28 protein-coding genes are annotated in these 26450 nt (G+C 43.0%); 13 read left to right on the top strand and 15 right to left on the bottom strand.

Annotated features, from left to right (window positions below):
* Window positions 1–19: 19 nt before the first annotated feature.
* Entirely contained in the window at window positions 20–1084 is a 1065-nt protein-coding gene (locus PAP_RS09850; RefSeq protein ID WP_048165840.1) for a hypothetical protein, read from the bottom strand.
* 179 nt (window positions 1085–1263) lie between these two features.
* Here PAP_RS09850 and PAP_RS09845 point away from each other — a divergent pair, with 179 nt between their 5' ends.
* Window positions 1264–2940, top strand: a complete 1677-nt coding sequence (locus tag PAP_RS09845; protein ID WP_048165839.1) for a DUF4910 domain-containing protein — start codon at window positions 1264–1266, stop codon at window positions 2938–2940.
* Here PAP_RS09845 and PAP_RS09840 read toward each other — a convergent pair.
* Together PAP_RS09840 and PAP_RS09835 are read right to left on the bottom strand one after the other, a co-directional pair.
* Window positions 2908–3243: a transcriptional regulator gene (locus PAP_RS09840; protein WP_048165838.1), complete on the bottom strand. Its 336-nt coding sequence runs from the start codon at window positions 3241–3243 to the stop codon at window positions 2908–2910. The two genes, PAP_RS09845 and PAP_RS09840, sit on opposite strands and share 33 nt — an antisense overlap.
* A 98-nt stretch (window positions 3244–3341) precedes the next feature.
* A complete protein-coding gene (locus tag PAP_RS09835) occupies window positions 3342–3989 on the bottom strand; it encodes a metallophosphoesterase (RefSeq protein ID WP_048165837.1) in 648 nt (215 codons plus the stop codon).
* A gap of 517 nt (window positions 3990–4506) precedes the next feature.
* Between PAP_RS09835 and PAP_RS09825 the strand changes: the two genes are divergently transcribed.
* Complete coding sequence (locus PAP_RS09825; protein WP_048165835.1) at window positions 4507–5301, top strand: nitrilase; 795 nt, start codon at window positions 4507–4509, stop codon at window positions 5299–5301.
* Window positions 5302–5333: 32 nt separating this feature from the next.
* On the opposite strand, the gene PAP_RS10155 is transcribed toward PAP_RS09825, so the two are convergent.
* The 5 genes from PAP_RS10155 to arcC form a co-directional block, all read right to left on the bottom strand.
* Window positions 5334–6149, bottom strand: coding sequence for an SdpI family protein (locus PAP_RS10155; protein ID WP_052649141.1), 816 nt, complete (start codon window positions 6147–6149; stop codon window positions 5334–5336).
* Between the two features lie 63 nt (window positions 6150–6212).
* Window positions 6213–7019 carry a DUF1648 domain-containing protein gene (locus tag PAP_RS09815; protein WP_048165834.1) on the bottom strand — a complete coding sequence of 269 codons (807 nt, stop codon included), beginning with the start codon at window positions 7017–7019 and terminating at the stop codon, window positions 6213–6215.
* Window positions 7012–7371 carry a PadR family transcriptional regulator gene (locus PAP_RS09810; protein ID WP_048165833.1) on the bottom strand — a complete coding sequence of 120 codons (360 nt, stop codon included), beginning with the start codon at window positions 7369–7371 and terminating at the stop codon, window positions 7012–7014. The genes PAP_RS09815 and PAP_RS09810 overlap by 8 nt, the downstream gene beginning before the upstream one ends.
* Window positions 7361–8473: a DUF3887 domain-containing protein gene (locus tag PAP_RS09805; protein ID WP_236626993.1), complete on the bottom strand. Its 1113-nt coding sequence runs from the start codon at window positions 8471–8473 to the stop codon at window positions 7361–7363. The genes PAP_RS09810 and PAP_RS09805 overlap by 11 nt, the downstream gene beginning before the upstream one ends.
* A gap of 88 nt (window positions 8474–8561) precedes the next feature.
* Window positions 8562–9512, bottom strand: coding sequence for a carbamate kinase (gene arcC, locus PAP_RS09800; RefSeq protein WP_048165831.1), 951 nt, complete (start codon window positions 9510–9512; stop codon window positions 8562–8564).
* A gap of 217 nt (window positions 9513–9729) precedes the next feature.
* Here arcC and PAP_RS09795 point away from each other — a divergent pair, with 217 nt between their 5' ends.
* From PAP_RS09795 to PAP_RS09780, 5 genes are read left to right on the top strand one after another with little or no spacing between them, the layout of a single operon-like run.
* Window positions 9730–10290: a DUF3201 domain-containing protein gene (locus PAP_RS09795; protein ID WP_048165830.1), complete on the top strand. Its 561-nt coding sequence runs from the start codon at window positions 9730–9732 to the stop codon at window positions 10288–10290.
* 9 nt (window positions 10291–10299) lie between these two features.
* Window positions 10300–11451 carry an RsmB/NOP family class I SAM-dependent RNA methyltransferase gene (locus PAP_RS09790; RefSeq protein WP_048165829.1) on the top strand — a complete coding sequence of 384 codons (1152 nt, stop codon included), beginning with the start codon at window positions 10300–10302 and terminating at the stop codon, window positions 11449–11451.
* Window positions 11451–12461 (top strand): flippase-like domain-containing protein, encoded by a 1011-nt coding sequence (locus PAP_RS09785; RefSeq protein WP_048165828.1) that lies wholly within the window; start codon window positions 11451–11453, stop codon window positions 12459–12461. The genes PAP_RS09790 and PAP_RS09785 overlap by 1 nt, the downstream gene beginning before the upstream one ends.
* On the top strand, window positions 12445–12588 hold the full coding sequence (locus PAP_RS10250; protein ID WP_201769537.1) for a Trm112 family protein: 144 nt from the start codon (window positions 12445–12447) through the stop codon (window positions 12586–12588). The genes PAP_RS09785 and PAP_RS10250 overlap by 17 nt, the downstream gene beginning before the upstream one ends.
* A 1-nt stretch (window position 12589) precedes the next feature.
* Window positions 12590–13426 carry an NAD(+) kinase gene (locus PAP_RS09780; protein ID WP_048165827.1) on the top strand — a complete coding sequence of 279 codons (837 nt, stop codon included), beginning with the start codon at window positions 12590–12592 and terminating at the stop codon, window positions 13424–13426.
* Here PAP_RS09780 and PAP_RS09775 read toward each other — a convergent pair.
* A complete protein-coding gene (locus PAP_RS09775; protein WP_048165826.1) occupies window positions 13423–14202 on the bottom strand; it encodes a DUF835 domain-containing protein in 780 nt (259 codons plus the stop codon). The genes PAP_RS09780 and PAP_RS09775 overlap by 4 nt on opposite strands.
* A complete protein-coding gene (locus PAP_RS09770; RefSeq protein ID WP_048165825.1) occupies window positions 14193–15173 on the bottom strand; it encodes a bifunctional N(6)-L-threonylcarbamoyladenine synthase/serine/threonine protein kinase in 981 nt (326 codons plus the stop codon). Before PAP_RS09770 ends, PAP_RS09775 begins: the two co-directional genes overlap by 10 nt.
* 140 nt (window positions 15174–15313) lie before the next feature.
* On the opposite strand from PAP_RS09770, the gene gor reads away from it, so the two are divergent.
* Entirely contained in the window at window positions 15314–17275 is a 1962-nt protein-coding gene (gor, locus tag PAP_RS09765) for a glyceraldehyde-3-phosphate:ferredoxin oxidoreductase (RefSeq protein WP_048165824.1), read from the top strand.
* Window positions 17276–17383: 108 nt separating this feature from the next.
* On the top strand, window positions 17384–18061 hold the full coding sequence (tpiA, locus tag PAP_RS09760; RefSeq protein WP_048165823.1) for a triose-phosphate isomerase: 678 nt from the start codon (window positions 17384–17386) through the stop codon (window positions 18059–18061).
* Between the two features lie 68 nt (window positions 18062–18129).
* On the opposite strand, the gene PAP_RS09755 is transcribed toward tpiA, so the two are convergent.
* Entirely contained in the window at window positions 18130–19095 is a 966-nt protein-coding gene (locus PAP_RS09755) for a TIGR00269 family protein (RefSeq protein ID WP_048165822.1), read from the bottom strand.
* A 107-nt stretch (window positions 19096–19202) separates the two neighbouring features.
* Here PAP_RS09755 and PAP_RS09750 point away from each other — a divergent pair, with 107 nt between their 5' ends.
* Window positions 19203–19940 carry an RAD55 family ATPase gene (locus PAP_RS09750; RefSeq protein ID WP_048165821.1) on the top strand — a complete coding sequence of 246 codons (738 nt, stop codon included), beginning with the start codon at window positions 19203–19205 and terminating at the stop codon, window positions 19938–19940.
* Here the strand turns inward: PAP_RS09750 and PAP_RS09745 are convergent.
* From PAP_RS09745 to PAP_RS09735, 3 genes are read right to left on the bottom strand one after another with little or no spacing between them, the layout of a single operon-like run.
* Window positions 19935–20459, bottom strand: a complete 525-nt coding sequence (locus PAP_RS09745; RefSeq protein ID WP_048165820.1) for a TIGR00725 family protein — start codon at window positions 20457–20459, stop codon at window positions 19935–19937. The genes PAP_RS09750 and PAP_RS09745 overlap by 6 nt on opposite strands.
* A gap of 4 nt (window positions 20460–20463) precedes the next feature.
* Window positions 20464–21609: a site-2 protease family protein gene (locus PAP_RS09740; RefSeq protein WP_048165819.1), complete on the bottom strand. Its 1146-nt coding sequence runs from the start codon at window positions 21607–21609 to the stop codon at window positions 20464–20466.
* A gap of 40 nt (window positions 21610–21649) precedes the next feature.
* Window positions 21650–22372, bottom strand: coding sequence for a hypothetical protein (locus PAP_RS09735; RefSeq protein ID WP_048165818.1), 723 nt, complete (start codon window positions 22370–22372; stop codon window positions 21650–21652).
* A gap of 168 nt (window positions 22373–22540) precedes the next feature.
* Between PAP_RS09735 and PAP_RS09730 the strand changes: the two genes are divergently transcribed.
* Both PAP_RS09730 and PAP_RS09725 read left to right on the top strand, forming a co-directional pair.
* On the top strand, window positions 22541–23752 hold the full coding sequence (locus PAP_RS09730) for a glycosyltransferase family 4 protein (protein ID WP_048165817.1): 1212 nt from the start codon (window positions 22541–22543) through the stop codon (window positions 23750–23752).
* Complete coding sequence (locus PAP_RS09725) at window positions 23721–24638, top strand: glycosyltransferase family 2 protein (RefSeq protein WP_236626992.1); 918 nt, start codon at window positions 23721–23723, stop codon at window positions 24636–24638. Before PAP_RS09730 ends, PAP_RS09725 begins: the two co-directional genes overlap by 32 nt.
* On the opposite strand, the gene PAP_RS09720 is transcribed toward PAP_RS09725, so the two are convergent.
* Entirely contained in the window at window positions 24618–25520 is a 903-nt protein-coding gene (locus PAP_RS09720; protein ID WP_236626991.1) for an alkaline phosphatase family protein, read from the bottom strand. The two genes, PAP_RS09725 and PAP_RS09720, sit on opposite strands and share 21 nt — an antisense overlap.
* 72 nt (window positions 25521–25592) lie before the next feature.
* On the opposite strand from PAP_RS09720, the gene PAP_RS09715 reads away from it, so the two are divergent.
* Window positions 25593–26438, top strand: a complete 846-nt coding sequence (locus tag PAP_RS09715) for a glycosyltransferase family 2 protein (RefSeq protein WP_048165815.1) — start codon at window positions 25593–25595, stop codon at window positions 26436–26438.
* Window positions 26439–26450: the final 12 nt, after the last annotated feature.

Here is a 26450-nt window from a genome sequence, read left to right as displayed (position 1 = left end):
TTCCTCCCATGAAATCGCTTTACCTTTTCCACCTCCATACAACCAGAAAAGCTGCAAACGCCCCGAGGAGAAGTGCGAGGGCCTTCTTTGAAATACTCCCTTCCTCCAGTGCCTCGGGTTTTATGAGCTCTGCATTCGTGTCTTCAAGGAGGAAGCCTACGAGCACCGTCCTGTCGCTGCTCTTCTCTGATTTGCTCCGCTGAAGGAGTGTATCCGCGGAATAGACTTCTTCAATGCCTAGGGCCTCCCAGAGGGGGCTTACAGGCATGTATATCGTTATGGCCAGCCCGCTCGTCCCGTCGAAAGCAACCGCATCAATTGCCCATCCCCCACCTGTATCTATCTTCTCGCTCTTAGTGAAAGATATGGGCGGTACAAAATCTCTATAGTATGTCATAACGGTCATGTTCAGCTCTCTGGTTTCCTCAAATGTAACTCCCTCCATAATCTCCTTCCCTTTGAGCTCTGCCGGATTATCGGAGAAGAGGAAGTTAACTCCAACAGGAGTGCCGTTTATTAAGAGCTCGCCGGTCTTAAGGTCGACCTCAACGACCCCGCTCCAGCTGTGGTCTTTTCCGGTGTGTGTGGTGTTCATTATGTATGCATAACCCTCATCAACACCGATGAGCAGCTCCCCTTTAGGGCCTTTTTCCCTATAGACGTTCTTGCACATCGTTATTAAAGTGTCGTTGACGAACTTGTTAACACACATCTCGCCGGAGTAGTCGTACATTCTCTGGTATTTCTCAAGGAGCTTCCTCCCCTCCTCAGCGCTTACCTTCCTCTCAACGATCCTGCTGCTGTTTTCACTTCGAAGGAGAATTCCTAAAACAGCTTTATCGCCCTTTATGTCGAGAACTGTCCACTTAAAGTAGATGCAGGGGCTCAGTAGATGTGTTGTCTCGTTTTCCTCCCTGATGATGACTTCGTTTCCGTACTTTATGTCTCCTTCAAGGGCCTCTGCGCTGCACGCTTTGTATGAAGCGTAAACGCCCGGTTTGAGCCAGTATGGTGTTGCAAGTGCACTCTGCATAACGATTGAGAGAAAAAGAAGAAGGGTTAAAAACTTCTTGGTTTTCCCCATTGAGTATCACCCTCTTCTAGTATTCGGGGGATCTATTTTGCATTTATACAATAATTACCCCTTCTACCTTTATAAGGTTTACCATGTTTGATAGTTGTATCTTGATAGTTTCTAATGAATAATTAATCCTACCACCGGAAACCTATTATATTCTCGTGAGAACTCTAATTGGTGAGCCTATGGAGCGCTTTTTGAAGGAAGCCGAAGTTTTTAGCTCGGATAGAGTATTGCAGAACATTGCGGATATAACAAAATTCCACCGAATTCAGGGTTCAAAAGAGCTTTTTGAGGCAGCCAACTATGTTCTAGAGGATCTGAGGATTTGGGGGATTGAAGCAGAGCTTTTAGAGGATGTCTATGATGGGGAAAGGTGGCACTTAACTCTAAAATCTCCCATAGCTTGGGATTTAATCCATGGTGAAATCGAAATCGGAGAGAGAAAAGCAACCACAGAAAAAACGCCCCTTGTAGTGATGGCGCACTCTCCGAGCGGCGAAGCTGAGGGAGAAGTAGTTCTAATCGAAAGAGAAGAAGATTGGGAGAAAGCCAAGGACAGGATCGTTCTAGTGGGAGAAGAATGGAGAGAGAACTACGAAAAAGCTAACAAGAGCGGTGCTAAAGGCTTCATAATCTACCGCAAAGGCACTGGAAAGGCTTTCCCCTACGTTGGACTCTTCTTGGCAAAGGAAGATTTGGAGTGGGCAAAAATTCCTGCGGTTGCGATAAGTGAGGAGTGGGCCAATGAAGTCATCGCCAAGCTCAAGAAGGGTGAAAGCGTTGAGGCCAGGCTCAAAGTAGTGAGCGAGATTAGAGAGAAGCAAGTGCTCCCTATGGTCTATGCTAAAGTGGGCAAACCGCCGTATATTCTCTTCACTGCTCACCTGTGCCATCCCAAGCCCGGAGCAAACGACAATGCGAGCGGGAGTGCAGCGCTTTTGGAGCTCGCGAGAGCACTCTCTAAATTATACGACGAATCATTCCGCTTCGGCTTTGCCTTCCTCTGGATTCCTGAGTATCATGGCACACAAGCCTTCATAGAGAGCTTTGCTGAGCTCGAGCATTACTATGTGGTAATAAACCTCGACATGGTGGGAGGACGGGAAGGAGTTGTCATGCTAATAAGAACGCCTCTTTCGAGGTTTTCAGTAATAGAGGGCATCATGGAATACTATTTGGACTTGGCCAACTCTAGAGGAAAGAGTTTTGGCGGCAGCTCTCTTCCAAAGGTGCCCCTTAAGAGCTATCCCTATGAGATGGGGAGTGACCACGACGTGTTCAGCTTCTTTGGGATTCCTTCGGTAATGCCCATAACTTGGCCCGACAGTTTTTATCACTCAAGTGAGGACTCAATAGAAAAGCTGAGCAAAGAAACACTCGAAATAATTGGAAAAGCTGTTTTGGCGACGGCTTTGGCCTTGGCAAAAGCCAGCAAAGAAGAGCTCCAACGCTTTGCGAAGGCATATGCCATGAAGTATCTCGGTGAGCTGGGCCTAACTAATGAGCTGGATGTGGCGGAAAAGCTCGTCATGAAGGGACTTGCTAGGGATGGACATTTTTTGGGTGTTGATATTGGTCATGAGTTTGAGTCCAACCCTTGGCTCCAGTGGAAACAAAAGGGTATACTATCCCCTAGGGACATCATGAGAATTGATAAAGCACAGGGAAAGGAGATGAGGGAGCTTTTAAAGGAGCGTCCATTGATGGCTTTGCTCCATGAACTCTTGATGTTAGGGGAGCTTTTGCCTAAGGATGATGCTTTTAAAGCCTTGGAAGAAGAATACGGCAAGTTTAAAAGAGAAAGTCTTGAGAAAGCTCTGGAGATTTTAGGGGCCCTTAACTTCGTCAGTTTCCTTTAGCTCTCTCTCAATTTCGTTGATTTTCTTCACAACGTTTTCTTTTAACCTTTCGAGGAGTTCTTGGGGAGACACCGCTGTGTAAGTGTAGCCGAGCCAGCCTTCTTCAATGAGCTTCCTCTTTAGGAATCCTCTGCGGTAGAGGTTTAGAACATGTGCCCTAACGCTCCTCTCGCTTAACCCCACTTCCCTCTGTATTTCTTTTATTCTTAAGGGAATATTTTTCTCCAAAAGCAGTTTGTAAATCCTTATCTCGCTTTTTTTGACCCCAAGTGAGCGCAACAGGCTTTCGAGCTTTTCGTGCATTGACCTCACCCTCTAATTTTCCCACCTATGCAATCTTCTCTTCATATATTTTATACGTTTAAACTTCATAAAACTTGCGGTTTGTTTAGTTTTTCAAATTAAAACATTACTTCCCCCAAGTATGTCCAGTCAGGAAGGAAAGCTTTTCCTTTCTTAGCCTTCTTCAAGAAAGGTATCATCTTTATGCCTTCCCTAACATCAAAGCCTTCTATGTAGGGATTTACTGTGGGGAGAATCAAAAATTTATCCACCCTAATGAAGCACTTTGTCTTTTTAACGATGCTCCCGATTTTAACGCTTACCGCTGGGTGTATATGACCTAAAATGGCCCGCTCAAAATCTATTTTTGGAAGATTTTGATGACCGTGGATGAAAAGGGTGTCATCAATGAGGAAGTAGTTCTCGACCTCAATGTTTCTGAATTCCTCCTCGAGCTTTTCAATGTTGCCGTCGTGGTTTCCTTTGGTTATCAGGATTTTAAATTCCTCCAGCTCGCTGAAGAACTCTAGGAGAAGCTTCTTTGTGAATGGTTTTAGACTTAAGGGTTCCTTAACATCACCGAGCAAAATCACTAGATCAGGATTCCTTGACTTTATAAACTCCACTAAGCTTTTCTCAAAATACGTTCTAACTCTCAAACCCCTTGAAAGCTCAAAAGCAATATGCAAGTCTGCTAAAATAAGCGTCTTCCCTTTGGAGGTGTCCAGTTCTAAAGAAAGCCTTTCAAAGGTTTTGAAATGCTCCATGTGAGGCACCAAAGGGAATATAAAAAGAGGTCAAGAACCTCAGATTAATCCTCTCTCTTTCCTGTGCTGTCTCTTTAAGCGCCTAATCCTCTTCTTCAGCCACTTCCATCTCATTCTTCCTTTCTTCTTCCACTTCCTTGGTCTCCTCTTCATGATGACCACCTCGATAATCGTTCCATCCTCCCTTCTTATAGGAGCCTTTTTAAACTTTTCCCTATCTAGCATTCGACTAAACTACTGGGCAAAAGGACACTTATGGGGCTTCAATGGGAAAATCTGGCTCTTCAGGACTTTGTTTTAATTTTTAGAATTTTCGGACTTTTAATCCATTTTAATTTTGAACTGCGTCTTTTATACATCTTTTACTAAATTTGCAATTTTGTTGCTATTGCAATGACAAAATTTAGTATTCTTGTAGCTCAGCATACTTATTGGGGCATTTTTGAGGCTGTTGATATAATAACACCCAATAAAAAACGCAATAAATGAGAAGTGCTAAAGAAACCTCGGTGGTGGCATGAAAGTAGGATTCATTCAGATGGAACCAAAGCTTTTGGACTTAAATGCGAACTTGAGCAAGGCCGAGCGCTTCATCAAGGAAGCTGCAAAAAAAGAAGCCAAGCTCATCGTTCTTCCGGAACTCTTTGATACAGGTTACAATTTTGAGAGCAAGGAAGAAGTTGAAGAGATAGCTCAGCAGATACCCGATGGTGAAACAACACTCTTTTTGATGGAGCAGGCGAGGGAGCACGAGCTTTTCATTGTGGCTGGGACAGCTGAAAAAGACGAGAAAGGAAAGCTCTATAATTCGGCTGTGATTGTAGGCCCAATAGGTTCCAGTTACATAGGAAAATATCGTAAAATACACCTCTTCTACAGGGAAAAGCTCTTCTTTGAGCCGGGCAATTTGGGCTTTCATGTCTTCAACATAGGTATAGCAAAGGTTGGAGTAATGATATGCTTCGACTGGTTTTTCCCGGAGGCTATGAGGACTCTGGCTTTGAAAGGCGCTGATATAGTTGCCCATCCCGCTAACCTCGTCATGCCCTACGCACCAAGGGCAATGCCAATTAGAAGCTTGGAGAACAGAGTCTTCTCAATAACGGCCAACAGGATTGGCGAGGAGAGAGGGCTTCGCTTTATAGGGATGAGCCAAATTAACTCACCTAAAGCGGAGATTCTCCTTAGGGCCAGTGAGGACAAAGAAGAGGTTGGTATCGTTGAGATAAACGTGGAGGAAGCGAGAAATAAGATGCTCAATGAGTTTAATGACATCTTTAAGGATAGGAAGAGGCAGTATTACGAACTCTAAATTCTCTTTATTATTTAAAGAGATTCAGCAATTCAACTCTCTCCAATCGCCAGTAAAAGCCTAAACATCTCAACCAATATTATTATGATTGCTCCAAAGCTTATCCCACTTATGATGGCTCCGCTGTGGATGTTATAAGCGTTGTAGGCTATTATGTAGGCCCATGCTGAGATTATAAGGAGCTCCGTGAAAAACATGAGCTCAACGAAAATTTTGCCTGCCTTTGGGTTGAATTTCGGCGTGAACTGCACAAATAGGGGCTTTTTTGATAGGTACGTTATTCCTATTATCAGAGCGGAGATGACCAGCGGAAATGCCACGAGGGAGGTTATGCTTTTCTCCATGAAGCCATTGGGGTTTCCGTAGAAATCAAAGTGGGACGCTATGTTCTGGGGCATTTTGTCGTAGCTGAGGGCAAGAAAGAGGAAGTAAATACTTAAGATGGCAAACTCTCCGAAGAGATATGGCCTTACATTCAGCTCGGGGATGTTTTGGGGGATGATTTCTGGCGCTTCAATTTTAAACTCTTCGAGTTCATACGTCTCTTTTGCTATCTTGTAGCCTTTGTAGAAGATTACAATTATCCCTGCGAGCATTATTATCGTGTTCTGCATCATATCAACAAAGGGGCTCAGGATGAGCATGAGCGCTCCAAGAGCCATAAATGCTTTTCCAGCAAAAGTGTTGGTTTTGCGCCAGGCTTCTTTTGAGGCAAATGTGTAGCCTATTCTAACTCCTATCGCATAGTTTGGCTTATCCCGGAAGAGATATGTTAAAAGGCCGGCTGTGAGCATCAGGAGCGCTATGAAAATATTAAACATGATGTTTATGATTTCGATTCCTTCCATGCCAACCTTGCTTATCTTTACCGAACTTATTTAAAATACTTCCGGTGAAAGAAATTTCACCTCCTAAGCTGGAGGGCGAAACAGTGAGAGGAGAATCATCGCAGAGGGAATAGCGATGAACAGTAATGAGAGCGTGGTGAGAGAGCTAATGGAAAGCAAATGTGCTCCGTTGAGGCTGAACCAGATTATGTCGGTGTATGCAATAAACTGGACAAACATTCCTGCGAGGAGTAGATTCAAAGTCCACTTCCTTGTTTGTTCTGGATTTTTTGAGTAGATTGAGATGTACGCTCTCTTGAATGGTTCTTTTGCTAGGTAAATCAGGCCTAAAAAGAAGGACATGATTGTGAGTGGAACTATTAGGACAAAAGGGAGCTTTGAGCCGAAGCTGTCCGGGGCTCCGGAAGAGGTGAAGTGGATCGCTATCACTTCGGGGAGCTTGGGGTAGTAATAGAGGGCGATGAGTAAGTAAATTATCATGATAAGTGCACCGCTGAAGAGCCAAGGTTTGACGTTAAATTCTTTTAAAGGCTTTATCTCACCTTCAGCAGGCTTAAACGTTTCTCTCTCAAGGGCTATCTTTGAGACGTAGGCACCGAGGGCTATTATGACAAAACCTCCAAATGTGGCTATAAGCACAGCTTGATTCTCACTCAGTGAAAAGCTCAAGAAGATCACGAGCACACCTAATGCCATAAATCCTATTCCCACGAAGGTGTTCCCCGCTCTCCAGGCCTCCTGAGATGCTAAGGTGTAAGGAATTCTAAACCCAACTCTAAGCCCCCTCCTGAACTCCTTCTTATTTCTGAAGCCGTAGCTGAGCAGCCCAGCTAAAAACATTGTTATTCCTAAGATTTGAACCTCATTCATATCCCTCACCGAGCCTCTCTAGAATTTCACCAATAAACGAAACCTCTTCCTTGAGTTCACTCAGGACCTCCTCTCCTAGGGAGGTTATTTTATAGTACTTCCTCGCCCTCCCCCCAACTTCGGCCCAAAAGCTCTCGACCAGCTTGTACTTTTCGAGACTTTTGAGCAGGTCATAGAGAGTGCCCTCACTCGGCACTATTCTTCCTTCGCTGAGCTCGCTGAAGGCCTTTCTTATCCCATAACCGTGCATAGGCTTATCCTTGAGGAGGGATAAAATAATAAATGAGTAAGTACCTGCCCTGAGCTCTTTTTTGAGCTTTTTAATGGCTCTCCTCTTCCCGTTACCAAACAACCTTTTCTTCCTCCTTTTCTTCCTTCGCTTTTGGTAGCGCATAGCGGAGTATTATTAGGGTAACAGCAATTAGGACAATGTAAGTCAAGATTAAGCTCGTTTGAGACTGTGTCAGCTGGTAGTGAGCTGCGAAGGTGTCTATTATTCCATGAGCTATGCTCAGGCTTAAAAATGCTTTCCTTCCAAAGCCGTTTTTGTAAGCATAAGCTAAAACTATCGTAGTTCCAGCGTGGAATAGGGTAACTAAGTAGCGTTCTGCGCCTCCTAAGAGTGTCATTGAAAGAGTTTGGGAAGGTGGAATCCCCAAAGTCATAGATTGGACAAGCTGGAGCAGTGGAATTATTATGGCCTCGCCGACTCCAAAGCCAAGCCCTATGAAGAGAGCTATCCTAAGGCTCTTGTTCCTTGAGAAGACATACTTAAGGCCCTCTTGGAAGAAGCCTGCAACGAAACCGAGCCAAATTGATGTTAGGACTATAAACATGGCGCCTTTTGCTATTACATCAGTGTTTGACTTTATGCCCATAATTAGGAAGGGCACCTGCTGTATTGGGCTCTGCACAAAAAGCGTCACCAGCACCAGAAAGAAGCCTAAAATGAGCTCTGCCCAGTGGATTTTCTTAAATCCCATGAGGTAGAATGTGAGGAAGGCTAAAATGCCTCCCAGCATTGGAAAAGCCATAGCTACAGGCGTTGGAATTCCTTTCTCTCCCTCCGTTGGATTCACAGCATCTATCCAAAGTCCAGAAAGCTTGTATTCTCCATTAACCTCTCTAAAAACGAGCCTAAGTGTGAGATATGCTTTTTCAAACTCAAAGCGGTAGTATGCTATAATAAACTCGCCCTGTTTTCCCTCTTTAGTGAATTCATAGCTTTTCAGCTCCCCATATTTTGAAATCAGCTGATCTCTAAATGCTTTGAAGTAGCTCTCGGTAAATGCTTTTTTCATCTCGCTATCCAAATGAGGCTCTAAGAGCGCGTAGTCTCCGCTTTTGAGACTTTCAAAAGTTGCTTTGGCTGCTTCATCATAGGGCCTCTCTGCAAGGGCAAACCCTAGGAACAGCAGAAATATTAACATTACAGCAACTTTTTTCATCACCATCACCATACCTCGGACTTCGAGGTAATTTGGGCAAAAATGTATAAAAACATTGCGATTGGACTGTGTAGAAAAGTGTGAAGAGAAGACTCTAAAGCTCTTTAACTATTTGTGTTCCTGTTTTTCCTTCTAGAGCGTCCACAGCCTTGTCCAAAGCTGCTATAACTGCTCTCTCTCCTCCCCACTCGACGAATCTTATCGTGGCTAGAACCTTGGGCCCCATACTTCCCTTCTTGAAGTGCCCATCATCATAGTAGCGCCTCATTTCCTCGACGCTCACTTTGCTGAGCCACTTTTCCTCCGGCTTTCCATAGTTTATCGCAGCACCATTCACATCGGTTAAAATCATGAAGATATCCGCGTTGACGACTTCTGCTAGCTTCTCGCCCGCCAAGTCTTTGTCTATAACGGCTTCAACACCCTTTAACTCTCCATCTTCTTCAATAACGGGTATTCCACCGCCACCGCTCGCTATGACTATAACTCCTTTCTCCACTAGATCTTGGATTACTTCCTTCTCGATTATGTCTTTTGGATCTGGCGAGGGAACCACTCTTCTCCATCCTCTTCCGGCGTCGTCTATAACTACCCATCCTTTTTCCTTTGCGAGCTTTTTAGCTGTTTCTTCATCATAGAAAGGCCCAACGGGTTTTGATGGGTTCTCAAAGGCGGGATCGTTTTTATCAACCAGCACCTGAGTCACCACTGTGGCAACGGGCCTATCAACACCTCTCCTCTTAAGCTCGTTTTTAATTGCTTGCTGGATCATGTAGCCTATCTGCCCTTGGGTCATGGCTCCGCAGACGTCCATAGGTTGGGCAGGAATGCCGTGTGTTTGACCAGCATCATGTTGCAAGAGTAAAGCACCCACTTGAGGACCATTTCCGTGAGTTATAACTACCTCATAATCGTTATTAAGGATTATATCAACAATCTGCTTTGCAGTCTTTTTTACATTCTCCATTTGCTCCTCATAAGTTCCCTTTTGCCCTCGTTGAAGAATTGCGTTTCCCCCTAAAGCAATAACAACTCTTTTCCTCATTGCTCATCACCTCTCACGGGTGTATTATAATGGTGAGGCGAACATAAAAGGGTTTCTTAGTTATGAAATGATTTACATAGGAAAAATTTCGGAAAATTTTGGACATTTGCTTTGCTAACATCAAGTTATTGGGGGTTGATATTTTAAGTTGTATCTCCGGTGAATTTTTGAGTTAAATTTTAAAGCTTTCCCTGCTTATCTTCTTAGAGGTGAGAAAATGCTTGAGAGATTTGTAGAAGAGCATTCATTGGAAGTTCATGAACTCTTAAATCTCATATGGAGAGAACTTATCGAACTCAACGAGGAGCTTAGAGAGGAGCTGAAGCCGCTGGGCTTTAAGGTTGAGCCAATTGAGGAAGTTTTTAACGGCTACATCTTTTTAAATGGCGAGTGGAGAGAAATGACCTACCCTTATCCCGCTTTTGAAGTTAAGCCTCAGGGAGAAGTAGGTGCCACAATACATGGATTCTACTTTGTCTTTGGAATTCCTACGAGGAAGATAAACAAAGCGTTTTTAGATGAGTTCTTAACAACATTCCCCAGGAGCTACATTTACGGCAGCGAGAGCTTTTTGGAGGATGTTTACAACTATCAAACAAACCCCGCAAGCTATAAGGAGGTCTTTGAGCGCATTAAGATGAGCGACGAGGTTTTGTTCAACTTTGAGGTTGAAATCAAGGATTTTAAGAACCCAAGGGAAGCCCTAAAGCTGAAATTCTACAGATTCCTTGATCTTGCAAAGAAGTACGAACTTTTGCCGGTCTTTAAGGAGGAGTAGGTGATTTTAGTGTATTTAGAGGCCTTTCCGGAGGAGCTTCAATCCTACTACCGCAGCCTCTTTGGCGATGAGGCAGAGATAATAATGGAGAAGCTTAGAGAGCCCGTTGAAAAGTACTACATAAGGGTAAATACGCTTAAGATAAGCAGAGAAAAGCTCATGGAGGAGCTTAGAAAAGAGGGACTTAAACCCAAGAGGAGCCCTTACCTGGAAGAGGGTATTTACTTCGACAGGGAAGGTCCAAACTTTTCTGATGATTACGACCCAAAGCTCCCAAAGGTAATAGCCAACAAATTTGCCTCTGAAAGCGTTTACCAAGGTGCAATGCTCTACGCTCCGGGAGTTTTAAAGGCCGACAAGGGAATAAAGGAAGGGGATGAGGTTCAAATTAGAGACCCCCGCGGGCTGCTGGTAGGAGTTGGTATCGCAAGGATGAGTGCTAAGGAGATGATTCTATCCACGAGGGGCATAGCCGTTGAAGTTACCCTCCCAAAGTTCAAGCTCCCCAGTTTGAGTGAGCTGAAAAGCTATGAGAAAGGCCTCTTTTACGCCCAAAGCCTGCCCTCCATGGTGGTCGCTCATGTTTTAGAGCCGAGTGAAGAGGAGCTTATAGTTGATATGGCCGCTGCTCCTGGCGGAAAAACCTCTCACATAGCCCAGCTCATGCAGAACCGCGGTAAAATCATAGCTATGGACAAGTCGAGGAACCGTCTAAAGAAAATGGAGGAAGAGCTTAAGCGCTTGGGCGTTAAGAACGTTGAGCTCATCCACATGGACTCGAGGAAGCTCCCTGAACTGGGGATAAAAGCCGATAAGATACTTCTCGATGCTCCCTGCACTGCCCTCGGCATAAGGCCCAAGCTATGGGAAAGCAGGACTCCTAAGGAAATAGAGGCAACGGCGAGGTATCAAAAGCACTTCATCAATGCAGCGATAAAGAGCCTTAGGAAAGGAGGAGTCTTAGTTTATTCGACATGCACGCTAAGCTATGAAGAGAATGAAGCCAACGTCAGATACATGCTCAAAAAAGGCTTAAAACTCGAGGAGCAGAAGCTTTTCATAGGCTCACCGGGCATTGGGATTAAAGAGGTGCAGCGCTTTTATCCACACAAACACCTGACGCAGGGATTTTTCATAGCGAAGCTTAGGAAGGTGAGCTGATGGAGAGAAGGAGGATCACTTTAATTTTGATAGGAGTTGTGGTTATCCTCCTCCTCATATGGTGGGCAGGGGTAGAGGAAACGCTAGCTATAGCTATGAGTGCGGATGTTAGATACCTTCTCCTAGCCCTTTTAATGCAGATTTTGGCGGTTCTAGCTTGGGCTCTTAGATGGAAGGTTTTCCTCAAAAAAGCGAACATAGATGTGAGTGTAAGCAGGATTCTGATGGCCGTTCTCGTTGGGATTTTCGTTAACAACATAACCCCGGGCGCTAGAGCTGGCGGTGAGCCTGCGAGGACTTATATAGTCGGCAAAAGGAGTGATAAGAGATATGCAACAATATTCGCCACCGTGATGGCAGATAGAATTTTGGATGTCATCCCTGTAATGCTGTTCACGTTTATTGCGTTTAAATATGCTCTGAGCTTGAAGATACATCTTCTACTCGTTGTTTTGGCTATTTCCACGTTTGTTCTTTTCTTGGTACTGGCTTTAACTTTGCTCTTCTCATTCAATGAAAGGCTTGCTATGGGGCTGCTCAGACGGATAATCTCACTCTTAAGGCGCATATTCCCACAAAAGTTCGCTGGAATTGAGGAGAAGCTTGAAGAAAAACTTCAAAAGGCAATCTTTGAGTTTAGAGAAACATTATCCGATCTCTCAAAGGACCCGGGTGTTTTTTTCAAAACTCTCTTTTATTCTCTCATTCTATGGGTGGTCATGGTTTTCAGGACGTTCTTTGTGTTTAGGAGCATAGGGTATCCTTTGGAGATCTACAAAGTTTTGATGGTTCAGATGGCTGGAATAGCTTTGGGAATGATTAGTGTCCTTCCGGGAGGTGTTGGCATAACCGAAGGTGTTAACTCTGCGCTATACTTGAGTCTATCCATAAATAAAGAGCTGGCAGTAACTGGAACAATTTTGGATAGATTTATATCCTTTTGGCTACCTACAATAGTTGGGGGGCTAATAAGTTTTTACCTGGGTGCTAAGGGTGAAGAGGATAGCTGACATCTTAGCTTGCCCAAAGTGCAGAGGTGAGCTGAAGAGAGAGGGTGAGAGGTGTAAGCTTAAATACCCAATTGTGGAAGGAGTTCCATCCCTCCTGATTGAAGAAGCCAAGCCTCTGGGGGAGTAATATGAAGTTCGGAATAGTAGCAAGGAGAGATAAGGAAGAGGCATTAAAGCTTGCGTATCGTGTTTATGATTTCCTCAAGGTTAGCGACCACGATGTTTACGTCGATGTGGAGACATATGAGCACTTTCCCCACTTTGAGGAGGCGGATTTGAAGCCTTTAGAGGAAATGGACGTCGATGTTATAGTCGCTATCGGTGGGGATGGAACTATTTTGAGGATAGAGCACAAAGTAAAAAATAACATCCCAATTTTGGGAATAAATATGGGCACGTTGGGATTTCTAGCCGAGGTGGATCCGAGTGAAACATTCTTTGCTTTAAACAAAGTTATTGAGGGAGATTATTATATCGATGAGAGAATTAAGCTCAGGGTATATCTCAATGGCGAGAGCAATATCCCTGATGCTCTCAATGAAGTGGCTATACTCACGGGAATCCCCGGAAAGATTGTGCACTTAAAGTACTACGTTGACAAGAGTTTGGCCGAGGAGATTAGAGCGGATGGATTGATTATCTCAACCCCCACAGGTTCTACAGGGTATGCACTGTCTGCTGGGGGCCCGTTTTTAGATCCAAGGATTGATGGAGTTGTTATTGCTCCACTGGCACCTATAGCTTTAAATGCACGCCCAATGGTTGTTCCTGCGGACTCTACGATTGATGTCGCGGTTTTAACAAAGGGAAGGGATGTGATTTTGACGGTTGATGGGCAGTTCTACACATACATCCATCCTGAAGTGGAGATTAGCATAAAGAAGTCCCCGAGAAAGACAAAGTTTGTGCGCTTTTCAAAGGGAATCTATCCAAGGTATACCTTAAAGATAAAGAAGAAGTTTTAGAGGGGCTTAAACTCTTTCAATAGCAGGGAGTGCTGGCTAACATTTAGAGCATCTTTGTCTATGAGAAGAATTAATGTATCTCCGCGGAGTGTTAGGTGATCCTTCAGACCTACCAGGAACTTGAATGTAGTTTCAAATCCGTTGTAGAGGATTATATATTCAAGACAGTCTATTATTACGAATGCCCTTGGATTTTTCTGGGCAAAGTTTATTGCAAAATCCTGGATTACATGGAGCTTCGTTGGTGAAACTCCTCTATCAGTGGCTTGTGTAACCCACAGCGTTAGGATATTCTCATTTTTGAATTCCTCGTAGAATCTGGGTGCCCTTGTGATTATGAGGGTTGGGGAATCCAGATCATTGATGATCTCAAGTACGTCGAGGGCTCTATTTTTTGAGCTAAAAGCCAAAAATGCTTCACCTGGAGATTTTACTTCCTCATTTTTCTGGATTTTTTGCGAGTTTAATGTCGGCATATAGGTTTGCTCCACCGTTATTATATACTGCACAATGGTGTAGATTATGCCCACTATAGAGATGAAGTAGCATGTGGTTAAAATCTCCACATCATAAGGAATGCTGATGAAGTTGTCCAAAAAATCTATGAGCCTTCCAAAAACAGCAATCCCAAGGAAAAACGCCGCATTTTGCACAAACACTTTAAGTTCTTTTGAGTATCTCCTAAGGCGCTTCATGAAAAAGATCCACACATATCCAAGGGCGATTAGGAGTATTGAGTCATATGCTAAAAGATACAGCGGAACTCTCAGCTCCATGTAACCTCGACCTCATCTGTTCTAAACTTCTGCTTTACTGTAGTTTCTTCAATTTTAAATCTTATGCCGGCTTTGAACATCTTTAGGCCAGTATATGCTATCATCGCACCGTTATCGCGGCATAAGTCGTAGGGTGGAACGTAGAACTTCGCACCCCTATCCTCTGCCATAGCTTTTAGCATTTCCCTTAAGCGGTTGTTGGCAGCGACTCCTCCTACTAAAACCACTTCATCTTTGCCCGTGTGCGCTAAAGCTCTCTCTGTTACCTCGACTAATGCTGCAAAAGCAGTCTCTTGGAATGAATATGCTAGGTCCTCAATTCTATATTTACCGCTCTTGTACTTTCTCACAACTTCCGTTAGAATCCCTGAAAAGCTTAAATCCATTCCTTTAACAGCATATGGTAGTTCGATGTACTTCTCTCCTTTTTGAGCGAGCTTCTCTATCTTTGGCCCTCCAGGAAAGCCTATGCCCAGCTCACGCGCAAAGGTGTCTATGGCATTTCCAATCCCAATGTCAAGGGTCTCACCGAAAACCCTATACCTACCTCCTTTTAGTGCAATAACCTGCGTATTACCGCCACTGACGTAGAGGCCAACGGGATCTCTTACATCACCGTAAAGCTTGCTCACTTCAACGTGGGCTATGCAGTGGTTGACCCCCACTATTGGCTTGCTGTATCTGAGGGCTAGTGCACGTGCCGCTGTTGCGACTACACGCAAAGCTGGCCCTAAACCCGGGCCTTGAGAAAAGACAATTACATTCACATCCTCTATTTTCACCCCTGCTTCTTGGAGTGCTCTCCTCAAAAGGGGCTTTAAAAGCTTCGCATGGTGCTCAGCGGCTTCTTTTGGATGAATACCGCCTTTTTCCGTGGTTAGAGTGTCAAATATGTTTGCTAAAACTTTATCTTCTGTTGTAATTCCTATTCCAAGAGTGTGTGCTGTTCCCTCTATTCCCAGAGCTATCATGAGTTACCCTCTGCAGTTTTGATTTAAAAAGCTTGGGTCAAAATTAATAAGCATTGCCGACGTACTTTGGTAGTTAGAGGACAAGCCTTAAATATTGTGGTTGCTCAATAACACTGGGAGTGATATGTGGAGGTGGAAGTATGAAGTTCAACGTTCTCAAACTTAACGTTGAGAGAGGTGAAGTTAGGAGCGAAGAGTTCGAGAAGGAAGGCGTTTACGGCATCATCGATTATGCTCTGCACCTTCACGATGAAGTTTACAAAACTTACGAGCTCGATCCTTACGATCCTAACAATGTAACCGTTTTTGGAAAAGGTCCTTTTGCAGGCTCCCCCCTTCCAGGTGCCCATAGATTAATGTTCGTTTTTAGATCTCCCTTGTGGGGAGGAATTTTTCCCTCAGCTATGGGCGGTGCCGCTTACCAGTTCCAAAGAGTCGGCGTTGACTTTGTGGTCATTGAAGGAAAGGCGGAGAAGCCAACGGTCGTTATTTTAAAGAACGATGGCGAAAATATAAGCGTTGAGCTCCATCAGATCGAAGAGGAAAAGCTCATTGAAATTTGGCGCGGATATAAAGGTGAAGAAGGAGTTTATGCCCTCACCCAGTACCTCATCGACAACCTTGGGCACAAGTTTGATGGTATGGAGTACAGGATAGCTTGTGTTGGTCCTTCCGCACTCAACTCAAACTTCGGTGCTATATTCTCTCAAACCCTTAGAAAGGGCAAGCGCTTGGAGGGAAGCGAGGACTGGGCGGCAAGAGGAGGAAGCGGAAGTGTTTTGTTTAGGGCACACAACGTTGTAGCGATAATGTTCGGTGGAAAAGTGAAGAAGAGCTTCCCCAATGAGGACATAAGCAACATTAAGATAGCGAAGGAGATAGTTGAAGGAGTTCACAAGAAGCCTATGCTTGATGTAATAAACGAGAAGACGGTTAAGTATAAGTACAATCCCAAGCTCAAAACCGGTGGAACCTTTGGAGGGAACTATCCCGCTGAAGGAGACTTCGTTCCGATTCTAAACTGGCAGATGCCGTACATTCCAAAGGAAGAGCGCATTAAGATTCATGAGAATATAATAAAGCACTACTGGGAGCCTTTCAATAAGGAAGCTATAGAGACGAAGAATTGGACTACTTGTGGAGAGCCATGCCCGGTTTTATGTAAGAAGCACAGGAGAGGTCACCATGTTGAATACGAGCCCTATGAAGCCAACGGCCCACTGAGTGGAAGTATAAGCCTCAGGGCGAGCGATATAAGCGTTCATGCTGTAGATGCGATGGGCTTCGATGCGATAGAGTTTGGAGGTTTGGCTTCTTGGGTTCTCGAACTCGTTTATAGGGATTTGTTAAAGCCTGAGGAAGTTGGGCTAAGCGATAAGCCTGACTTTGATAAAGAGGCATTGCTGTTGAGGCCTGTTGAGGCGAGTGAGAAGAACGCCAAGCTTGTTGCGGAGTTAGCTCATAGAGTTGCTTTTGCTGAGACCGAAATAGCCAAAATCCTCGGTTTAGGAAAGAGGAAAGCCAGCAAAATCTTGGATGAGTACTTTAAAGATCGCTTAAACTACGGCGAGAGCTTTAAGGACTACGCTGTCTTCACGCCCATAGGTGAGGATGGAGAAATCACGCCTACGATGTACTGGGCCATTGGAAACTACATCCCCTATCCAATCCAAGGGCGCTACTGGACGTTCTACCAATTTGGTGTTTTCCTTGAGCCGGAAGAGCTTGCACAAAAGAGCCTTGGGAGTGCATTAAAGGAGTTCTGGTACGACAACATTGGCTGGTGCCGCTTCCATAGGGGATGGATGGGCGCTGTATTAAAGCCCCTCTTCATGGAGGCCTACGGTGAAAATGTGGATTTAGATGCTCACGCTAGAAAGATGCTTAGAAAGATTGTGAACTACGCCAAAAAAGCTGGCTATGAGCCTGTCTTCTGGGACTCAATGCGCGTTATAGACTTAGTTGCTAAAGGCGCGGAGGAGTTTGGAAACGAGAAGTGGGCTAAGCGCTTCGAAGAGGACAAAGTCGGAACTGCCAAGGAGTATCTTAGGAGAGTGCTCCAAGCTTACGGCAATGCTCTCGGTGTTGACTGGAGCATTTGATCTCAATTTCTCTTTTTCTAAAAACTTACTCATGAGTATCCTACTCAGAGTGCGTTTTAATAGGCAAAGCATTTAAGCTTTAAAGTAGATTCACTTTAGGTGATACCTATGAAGCTGAAAGAGCCGATTATAGCGATTAACTTTAAGACCTACATCCAGGCAACTGGAGAAGGCGCTTTGAGAATAGCTAAGGCCGCTGAGAAAGTGTGGAAGGAGACGGGAATTACATTCGTCGTTGCTCCTCAATTGGCCGACCTTTATAGGGTTGCTCAAGAGGTTGAAATTCCTGTTTTTGCTCAGCACATTGACCCAATAACGCCCGGAAGTCATACGGGTCATGTTTTGCCGGAGGCGGTTAAGGAAGCTGGTGCCGTTGGAACGCTCTTGAATCACTCCGAAAACAGGATGATTTTAGCGAATCTTGAGGCATCAATCGCTAGAGCTAAGGAGCTCGGCTTAATGACGATGGTGTGCACGAACAATCCAAAGGTTAGCGCTGCTGCCGCTGCTCTTGAGCCCGACTATGTCGCGGTTGAGCCCCCAGAGCTCATAGGAACGGGAATTCCTGTTAGTAAAGCTCAACCAGAGGTAGTCACAAACACAGTGGAGCTCGTTAAGAAGGTCAACCCAAGCGTAGGTGTTCTCACGGGCGCGGGCATCTCAACGGGCGAAGATGTTAAGAAGGCTTTGGAATTGGGAAGCGTTGGAGTCCTTTTAGCTTCGGGCGTTACGAAGGCAAAAGACCCAGAGAAAGCTATTTGGGACTTGGTTTCCCTTATTGTTTGAACTTTTTCTTTTCTTAAATTATGCGGCTTTGGATTATTCAACTTTAAATAAAATTTCAAAAAAGCGGATCACTCAACCCTAAACGTCAGGCCCTTTTCTTTTGCTTTTTCTTGGACTTTGAGCTTGAACTGGCATGCCTTGCATATCTCGCCGTTTGTGGGCTGGCCGCATATCTTACATCTTCCCAAATCGCGCTTTGCATAGGCTTTCGCTAAGAGGGGATACATCTTGTCGTAGCTCCTTAGGATTTGGTACTTCGTTCCCGGATGCTTCTCTTCCATATCATTTACCCAATCTCTAATCTCAGCCCTGAAGGCCTCGACAGCATAGGGGCACTCCTCTAAATCCACTTCGATGTCGTTGAGCAGCGTATAAAGGACAATCTCCTTCTCCGGAACTTCCCTTAGGGGCTTTATCCTTGGGACGAGGCCTTCGTGGATTACCTCATAGTAGGGGCCCGTTCTTCCCAATCGGGCTATATCGCCGCGCATTATGTTCATGAGGAACACTTGAGCTTCATCGTCCAAATTGTGGCCAACGGCCAATTTATCGGCTCCAACATCCAAAGCCGCGTAGTTTAACAGCCAGCGCCTCCACACACCGCAGTAAGAACATGCTCCAACCCTTTCGCCTCTCTCAAAGCTCCCCATTATCTCAACGGTCTCATCTAAAGAAAAGCCGAAATATTCCTTAAAGGAGTATATACGGTGCTCTATCCCGAGTATTTCCGCGTTCCTCTTTGCAACTTCAACACTCGGCGGCCTGTAACCTGCTATCCCCTCGTCTATCGTTATCGCCACGAGCTCGAAGGGGAGCTTCTTTCTGAGCTTCGCCAAGAGGTGAAGCAAAACAACGCTGTCCTTACCCCCACTTACGCCAACGGCTATCCTCTCGCCTCGCTCAATGAGGTGGTATTTCCTCACAGTCTGCTTTACTTTGCTCTCCACTAATTCGTTAAAGTGCTTGTGACAGTAATATCTTCCCTCATATTTGGCATGATATACAGCGTCTCTTCCACACTTACTGCACTTCATAGGCTCACCTTAATTTTCAAAGAGGGTTAGATTTTAAAAGGATTGAGGTTGGAATATAGAAAACTTTTTTTACAAATTATGCAAAATTTTTCTGTGGAGGTGCCACTATGCAAATTCTAAGCACAGGGATTGAAAAGTTAGATAATGCATTAGGTGGGGGCCTTTTAGAGGACAGCGTTACTCTGATAGTCTATGATACATATTCTCTTGGATGGGGCTTGGCAATTAAAATTCTGGAAAATAGAATCAAGAATGGAGATTTTGGCGTGATCATAAATTCAGTTCTTCCTCTCTCTTCACTTGCCACGGAACTAGGGATGACAGGATTTAACATATATAAATGCGCTGAAAGCGGAGATCTAGGTATAATAGATATATTTGCCTCGGTTAATAAAATAACATATCCCTATCCCTTTATCTACTCTGCTGAAGAGATGGATGTTTCAACTTTTCTCCCCAAGTATGCGAATTTATACAGAAGAATGCTTAAGGAACGCATAAAAGACAGACGGCCAGTGGGTGTTACTATAACAATGGATGGGTCTGCGTTTTTATTTGGAGAAGATCAGGTGATAAAGATTCTGCAAAGAAATTTAACGCTAAAAGAAACTGCACGAATGACTGAAACTAGAAAAAGACCACTAAATATTATGCTTCTAAATAGAGATAGAGTTTCAAGGAAATTTATTTCTTGGATTGCGCTCTATAGCCAATATATCATAGAGTTCCAGTCATCTGAAGGCTCTGAAACAGAAAAGATGGTTGTAAGGAAGTCTCCCCTGCCAAATTTTGATCCCCAAGCCTATGAATTTAGACTGCGGGGAGGAAGTATAAGGATACTATGACCTTTTATTTTTTGCGAGCCTTAAAGCCAGCTCAGCTGCTTCTCTTGGATCGCTCGTGAAGTAAACCTTCTCTATTTTCTTGTGGTCGAAGTAGCCATCTTTTGCTAAACCCTCAAGTTCATCGCTCTCATATGCCGTATCCGTTAGAACAACGAGAGGAATGCCGAGGTTGTAGGCCATCAAGGCCTCGATCATCGTCCCAACTCCCCCGCCTAGGACAACGAGGACATCAGCTGAGTTCACCAAAACGCCGCTCCTCTCGACAAAGTCCATCCCTGTTTTTATGCGTATTTTGTTAAACTCGTTTCCTTCTTGCCTATCTGGTAAAATGCCTACAACAATCCCTCCGAGCTTTGAAAACTCCTCACTAGCTAGGCGCATTATTCCCTCTCTTCCTCCGGTCAGCAGAACTACATCGTCTTTGTACCTCGCTAGTTCCCTTGCAAACTCTCTAGTCTTTTCAGCCGCTTTTTCTAGAGGGTTCCTATCGCTTGAGCCCGCTATAGCGATTTGTTTCATGCAATCACCCGATGAGGCCTTTTAAAGCGGGGAAGAGGTTCACCATAAGCAGGAAGAGTCCTATGCCTATGAATGCATAGCTTATTGGCTTTGCGACTTTCTCTGGGAGGTACTCTTTAAGCAAATCGTCCAGCATTCGCCCTCCATCGAGAGGGATTAGTGGGAAAAGGTTCATCAACCCAATGCCCCAGTTTAGGAGATATATCCAGTAGAGCGAGAACGCCAAAGGAAGAACAACGCTGTCAAAGCCTATCTTTGACTTCAAGCTTTGAGCGGGATATATGCCCAAGTAGCCTTTACCTTCTTTTTCTGGATGCTCCCCAAGCGTTATCTGGAAGTGCTTAACCTCTCCATTCCTCAAAATCTCCAGCTCTATTGTTTCTCCGGGTGCTGTTTTGTTCATAAAGTTTAGAAAGTCCTCTATTGTTTTTATCTGCTCGCCATTTATGCCGATTATTATGTCTCCTTTCATCAAAAAGTCCTTTGCTGGGCCGCTTGAGTCCAAGTTTGTGATTTCAACTCCACTCGGTGCTAAAACGGGCATTAGGGCATAGTTCAAGAGGACGATTGCTAAGAGTGCTACTACTATGTTTGCCATTGAGCCCGCGGCGTAGACTCTAAGACGGCTCAGGAGAGGAGCTTTTTTAAGCTCGTCTTCATCGGGCTCAACAAATGCTCCTGGAATCACTGCAAAGAGAACCAGTCCGACGGATTTTAACCTGAGCTTTTCCGCTCTTGCGACGACGCCGTGGCTGAGCTCGTGAACGACCATAACGACTACCAATCCTATTAAACCATACCAAAGAGGGATTGTAACTCCAGGAATTACCAGTTGAACTCCAGCGCTTGGAGCTTTTGTGCTTAAAGTGTTCATAGCGGTTTTAAAGAGCATATAAAAGACGAATGCCATCCCAACAAATCCTATAACAATTCCAATTGTTGCATATGCCTTCCAGAACTTCCTCCACTTTCTCGCGAGGTTGTTTATAAAGTTTAACAGCTTCTTAGTCCTCCACATTGCTACGAATAAGTCCACTTGAAGTCCTTCTTCCTCAAGTTCTATCCCTTCGGATTTTCTCCCAAATAACGCGTACATCACGACCCAAAAGCCGATGATTGCCGTGATTGCGATGATTAGATTAAAGTTCATTTGACTCACCTAAAATTTCATTGGAAAGAGGGTTTAAAAATTATGCCTTGAATCCATGTTTTTTGAGCCAACTTTTAACGTCATCTGCGAGCCATTTGTCGGGAACAATGCTTTGCTTATTCTTATAAGCGGTTTTATCTTCGTCTCTTCCGTAGTCTTCCAAAATCTTTTCAAAAGTCTGAGGATGATGTTTCTTGAGATAGCTCTCACACGCAACTGTAATCATTAAATAGAATCTTCTCATGAACCACGGTTCCTCCGGACTCTCGTTTTGATTCCTCATGTACGAGAGGTAGGGTTTAATCGCGAGGAAAGACTTAACTACAAGTCCCCCTAGCTCTTCTTGGATAAACGATACGTCTATAAAATCCTTGTACACGTAATAACCTACCTTATTAAACGCCACACTAACGTATCTAACTGCATCTATATTCTTCTTTATTGAGTTATCGTTACTCTTGGTGTCTCCTAAGATTTCTTCGGCTCTCATGTCCTTCTTTGCCCATTCAAAAATCGTATTTAATTCCTCTTTAATGTCATTGTTCAAAATGTCATAAACTCTATTGAGTGCTTCAAATCTTAACTGTTTAAGCGTAAGATCTAACTGATATATAGTTATGGCCATTACTACCGTTGCAATAGTGGATGCAGCCGTTAAAAGAATATCTACTTTATCAATGATGTCTGCTCTATACAATCCCCATAAAGTTATTAATAAGATTACAACGCTTGAACTCAAAGCTATTCTTTTCAATTGCCTCATGGAGTGAGATATAGTACACTTAAGCTTAAATAGATTTTCCTGAAATTGAATGCTTTTAACTTTGATAAGAAGTGTAATACCAAAGGATATACCTAGGATTCATTTATCTTTCCGAACCTAAAACTTAAAAAATCTCTTTTAATTAAATTTAGCGGTGAGGCACATTAAATGAAAACGAACATAACTGTAGTAATGTTTTCCCAAGTATTTCCTCCGGAAAAAGGAGGCAATGCATCAAGAATAGGGGATTTGTACAAGTATCTAACCAAATTTGGAGTCAAAGTTATTGTTGTTTCTGCAGTTGAAACTTATCCCTTTGGAACATTTCCCCGGGAATCTAGGCTAATTAAAAAAGAGGGGGATATTATTCGGTTGTTTACATATCAACCGATTAAAAAAGATGCTTCAAGCATTGAGAGAGTTTTGTATTACACTATTTTTCCAGTTTTGGCAAACATATGGCTGGTTTTCAATAGAAAACATTCAGATGTGATCTTGATCACTTCACCACCACCTCAAATGTACGTGGTTGCTCTTATTGGTAAACTCCTAAGAAAAAAAGTTATAGTAGATATTAGAGATCTATTTTTGGATGTCAGTGTTAGTCTCGGCTTTATAAAAAGGGGGAGTATTGTTGAGAGAGTTTTTAGGTTTCTGGAGTCCAAAGCCCTTCAAACCGCTAATGCTGTAACCCTTGTTACCCCCAAGATAAGACGTCAACTGGTTGAGGAATATGGAATAGACCCCACCAAATGTTATGTTGTTCCGAATGGCGTTGATCTAGAAACATTCAAATGCGAAAAATCTAAAAGAAAACCCCAAATGGTCTATACTGGCTATTTTGGACATGCTCAGGATTTCGACACGTTTTTAGAAGGCTATGCTCTAGTTGAGGAAAAAGATAGAATACCCTTGATCCTTGCAGGGAGTGGGGAAAACCTCAAAGAAACTCTAAAAAAGGCTGAAAAACTTGGTTTGTCCAAGTGGGTAAGCTACATCGGAATGCTTTCAAGAAAGGAAGTCGTCAATCTTCTCTGCTCTTCCACCATTGGTGTGGCCCCAATAAAAGCCGATGAGAGCTTAAAATATGCAATACCCTCAAAAATCTATGAGTATTTAGCATGCGGTTTGCCATTCATAGGAGTAGGTGTTGGAGAGATAGAGAGGATTGCAGAGGAAAGCAAGGTTGGATGCGTAGGGAGAACTCCAGAAGAAATCGCTGAGTGTATTAGGAAACTTTTAAACTCAAATTTTGAAAAGCTGAGGGTTCAAGCTCTCAGATATGTTAAGAGATTCAGCAGAGAAAGCTCCGCTAAAAGATTTATAAAAGTCTTACAGAAAGTTCACGGTGGAGATAATAATGAGAAGCATGAAAACTAAGAAATACATCTTAGTAACCCCAGCAAAAAATGAAGAAGAAACATTACCCCTACTTGCTAAAAGTGTTATTAACCAAAGCATTAGGCCAAGCTTGTGGGTTATTGTGAATGATAACAGCACTGACAATACTAAAACGATTATTGATAATCTTTCAAAAAAACACAGCTGGATTATAAGTCATGAGCTTAAGGATGAAGTTTTTGAGTATGATCCCACATATAGGTATTCTGTCGTTGTTAGAGAGGGATTTAAAATTGCTAGAAAAATTGCACGTGAAGCAGGGTTTCCTTATGGATTTATTGGACTTGTAGATGCGGATTTTATTTTAGAACGAAAATTTTTTGAAAAAGTTTTAAATGAATTTAGAAGAGATCCCCAATTAGGTATTACCAGTGGAGGGGTTTATATATTACGTGGAAAGAAATTAGTTTGGGAACGTACTAACCCAAAATTTGCCAGAGGAAGCCCACGTGTTTTCAGAAGAGAGTGCTTTAATGATATTGGAGGATATAAAAAATTCTATGCTCCAGATGTTCTTTCGAATTATATGGCTAGAATAAAAGGCTGGAAGGTGAAGCAAATTGTTAATGCCATTGCAGTTCAAATGAGGCCAACACAAGAGAGATATGGGTATTATAAGTCATCCATAAAACGGGGATATGTTAATTATTATTTGGGAACACCTACATTATCAGTTTTGTTATGGGTTCTGTATATGGGAATACTCGATAATCCAATAAAAGCTTCCGGGTTTCTCAAGGGATATCTGGAGAAATTGGAGAAAAAAGAGAATAGAGTTGATAACAAGTGGATATTGGAGCTTGTAAAAAAAGATATGAGTGTAACAAGTAATATCCAGAAAATACTACGGATAGTTAAAATTTGATCTTGGAGATTTACTAACAACTAATTTAAAGAGATCTTGAGGCTTCTTGATAAGTTCACCAGTATTACTACTGAAAAATCCATGATCTGAATGATCGCCACCTCGTGGATCTTCTGAAATTGGTTCCATTCCGTGATCTGAGATTATGTAGAGCACATCGGTTTCATCAAGTTTCTCAGAGACTTTCTTAACAAGTTTGTTCAAATCAAAGTAAATATTCATAAGCTTTAGCTTTTTTCTAATGTAAAAATGAGAAATCTCATCGAGGAATGGAGTGTACCAGAATATTAATTCATAATCTTTATCAAGTGCCTCAAAGAGAGCTCTTCTATCCTGTTCATAAGTCTTCATTGCATATTCTACAAGAGGCTTTAGGTTTCCCTTCACGGCCTCTGCCATAGCTGTTTTGACTTTAGGCGTCGAGACGTTTCTTCCATAGGATGGGATCCCGTTTGTCCAGGTCTTATCAAAGTAGTCAAAAATTGTCTTATACTTCCGTGTTCTTAGCAGGTAGTCGTGGGTAGCTAAAAATGGGTCTCCAGTCACTCTCTTTATTATTGCTTCTCCTATTTTTCTCCTTATTCCTAATGGCAATATCTTTGAACCCAGTCTTACATACCATGGAACTTTTACTTTGCTGGACTTGCCTTTGTGAGCAATGAATCTATGTCTTTTTATGAATGGTTCTTCTATCTCAGGTATCCTTTCTCCAGTAATCATAGATGCCCAAATAGGGGGGGTTACTATAACCTCAAAATCAGAGAGATTGGTTTTAGTGTACGCCTTTTGTGTGATATACTTAAGATTCCACTCCCTTACTAGGTTATACTCCAAGCCATCAATACCTAGTATGACTATTTTTCTATTCATTTTATTTCCCAAATCTCTTCCTGATGCAGAGATAATAAAGTTTTTGTATACTTTGCAGTCTTTGATACATAGGGGGTATAACTAATGAGTTATCTTAACGATATAAGTGTGATTATAAAAACATTTAACCGGCCGGACAAATTAGAGTCAGTCTTAGGTTCATTAGTTGGAAAAGGATTTGGAGAGATTATCGTTGCAGATGACGGTGAGCAGAATCCCTTGAAAGACTTCATTTACAAAAAATTTGAGAATAGCCTTCCTTTGAAAGTTCTTAAGCTTCCCTATGATTCCGGTTTAGCTTTTGGAAGAAATGAGGCTGTAAGGGCCTCTAAATCTAAATATCTATTGGTAATTGACGATGATATGACAGTTAACAATGTGGAAGTTTTAAAAAGAGTTCTTGAAAGGGAAAAACATTTAGGTGGTGTTGCGGGGTGTTTAATAGAGAAGGGGAGATATAGGTGTTTTGCATGTAATTTAAGGATTAAGGATAGATATTTGATAAAATACGATCCCCCTCTTAAGCCTAAGTTTTCAGAAGATGTTGGATATTTAGAGTTTGATCTAGTTCCCAATGCAATTCTGGTAAGGAGAAAAGTCCTAAACGACTATTCATGGGATCCAACTTATAAAATCGGGTTTGAGCATCTTGATTTTTATTTAGCCCATAAAAGGCTTGGAAGGTGGAGATTTGCTATCGTGCCCTCTGTTTTCTTTTTCCATTTTCCAGGAGGGGGCAGAGAGTATCTGAGCATGTATAGGTTCAACAAAAAGAGAATATCTCAGTCCAAACAATATTTCTTGAGGAAGTGGAATTTAAAAGGAGTTGTCTCTATGGAGTACGGATTAAGCTATCCTTCATTAAAGCGACTGATGTTAATCAGGTTAAAACAAAAGTTGCCATTAAATCTAGCAAGTTTATTGCCATAATAGGGGAAATCA

This window comes from Palaeococcus pacificus DY20341, assembly GCF_000725425.1.
GTDB classification, from domain to species: Archaea; Methanobacteriota_B; Thermococci; order Thermococcales; family Thermococcaceae; genus Palaeococcus; species Palaeococcus pacificus.
Note: the sequence above shows the minus strand (reverse complement) of the source record. Positions and strands in the feature narration are given on the sequence as shown.

Bases quoted from the DNA above. Each gene is read 5' to 3' on its own strand.
- PAP_RS09850 (WP_048165840.1), bottom strand. From the start codon at position 1,084: ATGGGGAAAACCAAGAAGTTTTTAACCCTTCTTCTTTTTCTCTCAATC.
- PAP_RS09845 (WP_048165839.1), top strand. From the start codon at position 1,264: ATGGAGCGCTTTTTGAAGGAAGCCGAAGTTTTTAGCTCGGATAGAGTA.
- PAP_RS09840 (WP_048165838.1), bottom strand. From the start codon at position 3,243: ATGCACGAAAAGCTCGAAAGCCTGTTGCGCTCACTTGGGGTCAAAAAA.
- PAP_RS09835 (WP_048165837.1), bottom strand. From the start codon at position 3,989: ATGGAGCATTTCAAAACCTTTGAAAGGCTTTCTTTAGAACTGGACACC.
- PAP_RS09825 (WP_048165835.1), top strand. From the start codon at position 4,507: ATGAAAGTAGGATTCATTCAGATGGAACCAAAGCTTTTGGACTTAAAT.
- PAP_RS10155 (WP_052649141.1), bottom strand. From the start codon at position 6,149: ATGGAAGGAATCGAAATCATAAACATCATGTTTAATATTTTCATAGCG.
- PAP_RS09815 (WP_048165834.1), bottom strand. From the start codon at position 7,019: ATGAATGAGGTTCAAATCTTAGGAATAACAATGTTTTTAGCTGGGCTG.
- PAP_RS09805 (WP_236626993.1), bottom strand. From the start codon at position 8,473: ATGGTGATGAAAAAAGTTGCTGTAATGTTAATATTTCTGCTGTTCCTA.
- arcC (WP_048165831.1), bottom strand. From the start codon at position 9,512: ATGAGGAAAAGAGTTGTTATTGCTTTAGGGGGAAACGCAATTCTTCAA.
- PAP_RS09795 (WP_048165830.1), top strand. From the start codon at position 9,730: ATGCTTGAGAGATTTGTAGAAGAGCATTCATTGGAAGTTCATGAACTC.
- PAP_RS09785 (WP_048165828.1), top strand. From the start codon at position 11,451: ATGGAGAGAAGGAGGATCACTTTAATTTTGATAGGAGTTGTGGTTATC.
- PAP_RS09780 (WP_048165827.1), top strand. From the start codon at position 12,590: ATGAAGTTCGGAATAGTAGCAAGGAGAGATAAGGAAGAGGCATTAAAG.
- PAP_RS09775 (WP_048165826.1), bottom strand. From the start codon at position 14,202: ATGGAGCTGAGAGTTCCGCTGTATCTTTTAGCATATGACTCAATACTC.
- PAP_RS09770 (WP_048165825.1), bottom strand. From the start codon at position 15,173: ATGATAGCTCTGGGAATAGAGGGAACAGCACACACTCTTGGAATAGGA.
- gor (WP_048165824.1), top strand. From the start codon at position 15,314: ATGAAGTTCAACGTTCTCAAACTTAACGTTGAGAGAGGTGAAGTTAGG.
- tpiA (WP_048165823.1), top strand. From the start codon at position 17,384: ATGAAGCTGAAAGAGCCGATTATAGCGATTAACTTTAAGACCTACATC.
- PAP_RS09755 (WP_048165822.1), bottom strand. From the start codon at position 19,095: ATGAAGTGCAGTAAGTGTGGAAGAGACGCTGTATATCATGCCAAATAT.
- PAP_RS09750 (WP_048165821.1), top strand. From the start codon at position 19,203: ATGCAAATTCTAAGCACAGGGATTGAAAAGTTAGATAATGCATTAGGT.
- PAP_RS09745 (WP_048165820.1), bottom strand. From the start codon at position 20,459: ATGAAACAAATCGCTATAGCGGGCTCAAGCGATAGGAACCCTCTAGAA.
- PAP_RS09740 (WP_048165819.1), bottom strand. From the start codon at position 21,609: ATGAACTTTAATCTAATCATCGCAATCACGGCAATCATCGGCTTTTGG.
- PAP_RS09735 (WP_048165818.1), bottom strand. From the start codon at position 22,372: ATGAGGCAATTGAAAAGAATAGCTTTGAGTTCAAGCGTTGTAATCTTA.
- PAP_RS09730 (WP_048165817.1), top strand. From the start codon at position 22,541: ATGAAAACGAACATAACTGTAGTAATGTTTTCCCAAGTATTTCCTCCG.
- PAP_RS09715 (WP_048165815.1), top strand. From the start codon at position 25,593: ATGAGTTATCTTAACGATATAAGTGTGATTATAAAAACATTTAACCGG.